Annotated in this window: 2 protein-coding genes and 1 pseudogene; 1 reads left to right on the top strand and 2 read right to left on the bottom strand. The window is 66.9% G+C overall.

Going from position 1 to position 2,999, the window contains the following annotated elements:
• Both AX737_RS35820 and AX737_RS13380 read right to left on the bottom strand, forming a co-directional pair.
• Positions 1–252, bottom strand: a pseudogene (locus tag AX737_RS35820) (efflux RND transporter permease subunit); the annotation flags it as partial.
• A gap of 12 nt (positions 253–264) precedes the next feature.
• Entirely contained in the window at positions 265–1,629 is a 1,365-nt protein-coding gene (locus AX737_RS13380; RefSeq protein WP_003596971.1) for an efflux RND transporter periplasmic adaptor subunit, read from the bottom strand.
• An 888-nt stretch (positions 1,630–2,517) separates the two neighbouring features.
• Here AX737_RS13380 and AX737_RS32050 point away from each other — a divergent pair.
• Entirely contained in the window at positions 2,518–2,967 is a 450-nt protein-coding gene (locus AX737_RS32050) for a hypothetical protein (RefSeq protein WP_238224428.1), read from the top strand.
• The last annotated feature ends 32 nt before the right edge of the window (positions 2,968–2,999 follow it).

The following is a 2,999-nucleotide window of genomic DNA, read 5'->3' on the forward strand; positions in this document are numbered from 1 at the left end:
GAAGTAGACCTTGACCTCGTCGGCGAAGACCGCCGTGACCTGGGAGAAGTCGTTACGCGAACGCAAACGGATGTATTCCGAACCCTTGATGCCGGCGAGCGTGGTCTCGACCGGTCAGGTCACCTGCTTCTCGATATCGAAGGGCGAGAGCGTGGGCGCGACGGTGTTGAACAGCACCTGGTTGCTGTTGATATCGGGCACGAAGTCGAGCCAGCCCTGTCGAACGGGGAAGGCGAGGATACGGGAGATCAGGTCCGGTCGCCCTCAGTCGTCGCCCGCTTCGGATTTGCGGAGCTCGGCCTTGAGGATGAAGGAGTTGGCAACCGCGATGGTGGCGCCCGACTTCAGTCCGGAGACGACCTCGTAGGAATCGTCGTCCGAGCGTCCGAGCTCGACCTCCCGCTTCTCGAAGCCCTCCTCAGTGCGCACGAAAACGACGCGCTCGCCCCCGACCGTCTGCAGGGCGGCCTTCGGGACGTGCACCTCGACCGCGTCGTTCGCGATCTCCACCCCGGCAGTGACGAAGGCGCCGGGGCGCCATGCAAGGTCAGGGTTCGGCAGGGCGACGATGACCCGCGCCGAGCGGGTGTCCGGGTTCAAGAACGGGCTGACGAAGACGACCTTGCCGTCGGCATGGCGGCCGCCGGCCTCATGGGCATGGGTGACAGCTACGGGTGCGCCCTCCCGAACCATGGCGAGCTCGTGTGTCGGCACCGACAGCTCGATCCATACGGTCGAGAGGTCGGCGACGGTGTAGATGTCGGCGGGGTCGCCCTTGCCGCCGACCGTCGTCCCGACCTCGACCTTGCGCTCGACGACCCGGCCGGCGAGCGACGAGCGGAGCTCGTACCGGCGCAGGGTGGATTGGTTCAGGGTGGCACCTTCTCGTTTCTGTGCGGCTGCGACATCGGTCGCGCTCAGCCCGAGGGCGGACAGCTTCTGGCTGGCGAGGTCGACGCGCAAGGTGGCTTCCGTGTAGGTTGCCCTGGTCCGCAGGTAGACCTGCTCCGACGAGATGCGCTTGTCCCAGAGCGCCTGCTGCCGGTCGAAGTTGGTCTTCTCCAGCTCGGCGCGTACCGAGGCGATGAGGTACTCGCTCTTGGCGTCGGCGACGTCACGGCTTTCGAGGACGGCGACGATCTCGTCCTTGGCAACCCGGTCGCCGAGGCGCTTGCGCATCTCCGTGACGGTACCCACGACCCGGGCCGGGACGCGCGCGATCCGGTCGGTGTCGGGGGTGATGGCGCCGGGTACCAGGAGGTGCCGGGCGAGCGTGCCGCCCTCGACTTTCACGACCGAGATGTTGAGCGCCGCCACCTCCTCGGGTCCCATCCGGATTGCGCCCTTCTCGGGGTGCTCCTCGCCCGGCTCGTACCCGTGCTTCCCGATCTCGTGGCCGTTCGTGGCCTTGGGGGTTCCCGGCTTCTTGACGTCGTCATCTCCGTCGGGCGGCGTCCCAGCCTTCGAGGGTTCGTGGTTGGCGGTGATGGGTGGCACGGTGATGGTGAACAGGTCTTTCGGCAGCCCGGCGGCGGCCAGATTGTCCCTGACGAAGCGGGCGACGGCGGGGACGGCTGCGCCTATGGCGATGCCGGTGGCCAGGAGGACCGCGAACAGGAGGAGGCGCATGGGGGCCGCTCGACAAGGACGCCGGACGGCCTGCTTGGGCGGTCACGGTCGTTCCCGTTGGATCAGGTGATGGACGAACCGGCGCCGAGATGTGGGCCGGGCGAACGCGCTCTTGGGAGCGCGGCGTCACCTTACGCGCGGGGCGGTCTCGCCAGTCGGTCGGGAGTGACGGAGGTCGGAACCTCGGCCACCCAGGAAAAGCCCAGGCCGGCGAACTCCGTCGACGGCGTGACGTGGGAGGAGACTTGGAGAGGGGCCACCTGATGGCAGCCACAAAGGAGGCGGCAGGCCAAACCCGGATTGCCGGCCTCGGTGGGCATGGGCGTGACTAGCGTCCCCACACCGATTGCGTTTTGGTAGCGGCCGCCATGATCAGCAAGATCGTCGCCGGAGCCCGCAACGGTCGAAACGATGAACATGGCCAGGGCAAGCAAGAGCGCGCGGGCACCGAATGCGCACCACTCCTGCAACACGGCACAACGCCTATGCCAACCGCCGACACCCATCGAGGTTCTTATGCGCGATTTTGGTTTGTTCGCACAAGAACAACCATCACGCCCCGACCCTCCCAAATCGGGAAGCCCCACTACCCGCGGCACGTCATCAAAGAAAGCGCGTCCTGTTCCGTTACAAGATCGGATGCGGCGGCTGCACCAAGCCCATCACCTGCACCATCCAAGCCATCGAGCCGTGCGCTCAAGTCGGGATCAATTTGCGGGCCGATCTCGTGTCCGTGGCCGCGGATCCGGCTGAGCCGCTGCTCGCGGCAGCTTGAAATGCCGCAGCGGCAACCAAACCTTCATCCCCCCATTTTCGTTTCACATGCGGACATGGTCCCGCCACCGAAATCGGTGTAAGCCAGACCTCATAAGCCTCGACCGGCAAATCATGCGCCTGACGGCGGTGGTGATCCTCGCGATCATCGCCTACGTCGCGCCGTCTGCCGTCCAAGCCCACGACGGCCATGCCCACCACGGTCGTCATCAATCAACGACTCAGGCGAACGCAGCGCCTCCCGTCGCGACGAGGCCGATTACCCTCCCGTCCCGCATCGTCGGTGGCCCTGCCGAAACCCGGCTTGCGCTCGACGGACAATCCCCGGCAGCCGAGCCGCTGTCTTCGCTGCAGGCTGACGATGCCGGTGGGAGATGCTGCCCTGTCGGCTGCAGGGGCTCATGCTGCGGGACGATGGTATGCTGCCCGTCCGGCGTCGTCGCCGGCGCCGCGTCGCTTTCCAGGCCCCTGTCTGGGAACGTCGTGCTGATCCCGCACGACGTCGATGCCCGTTCAGGCGTCGACCCCGAGGCCCTGCCCGAGCCCCCACGAACCCTCGCGTGAAGTAGGGCGCGCCTGAGGCGCGCGACGCCCGG

The sequence above is a fragment of the Methylobacterium sp. CCH5-D2 genome, assembly GCF_001556475.1.
Taxonomy (GTDB): Bacteria; Pseudomonadota; Alphaproteobacteria; order Rhizobiales; family Beijerinckiaceae; genus Methylobacterium; species Methylobacterium hispanicum.

Coding starts and splice junctions, on each gene's coding strand:
- AX737_RS13380 (WP_003596971.1), bottom strand. CDS start 1,629: ATGCGCCTCCTCCTGTTCGCGGTCCTCCTGGCCACCGGCATCGCCATA.
- AX737_RS32050 (WP_238224428.1), top strand. CDS start 2,518: ATGCGCCTGACGGCGGTGGTGATCCTCGCGATCATCGCCTACGTCGCG.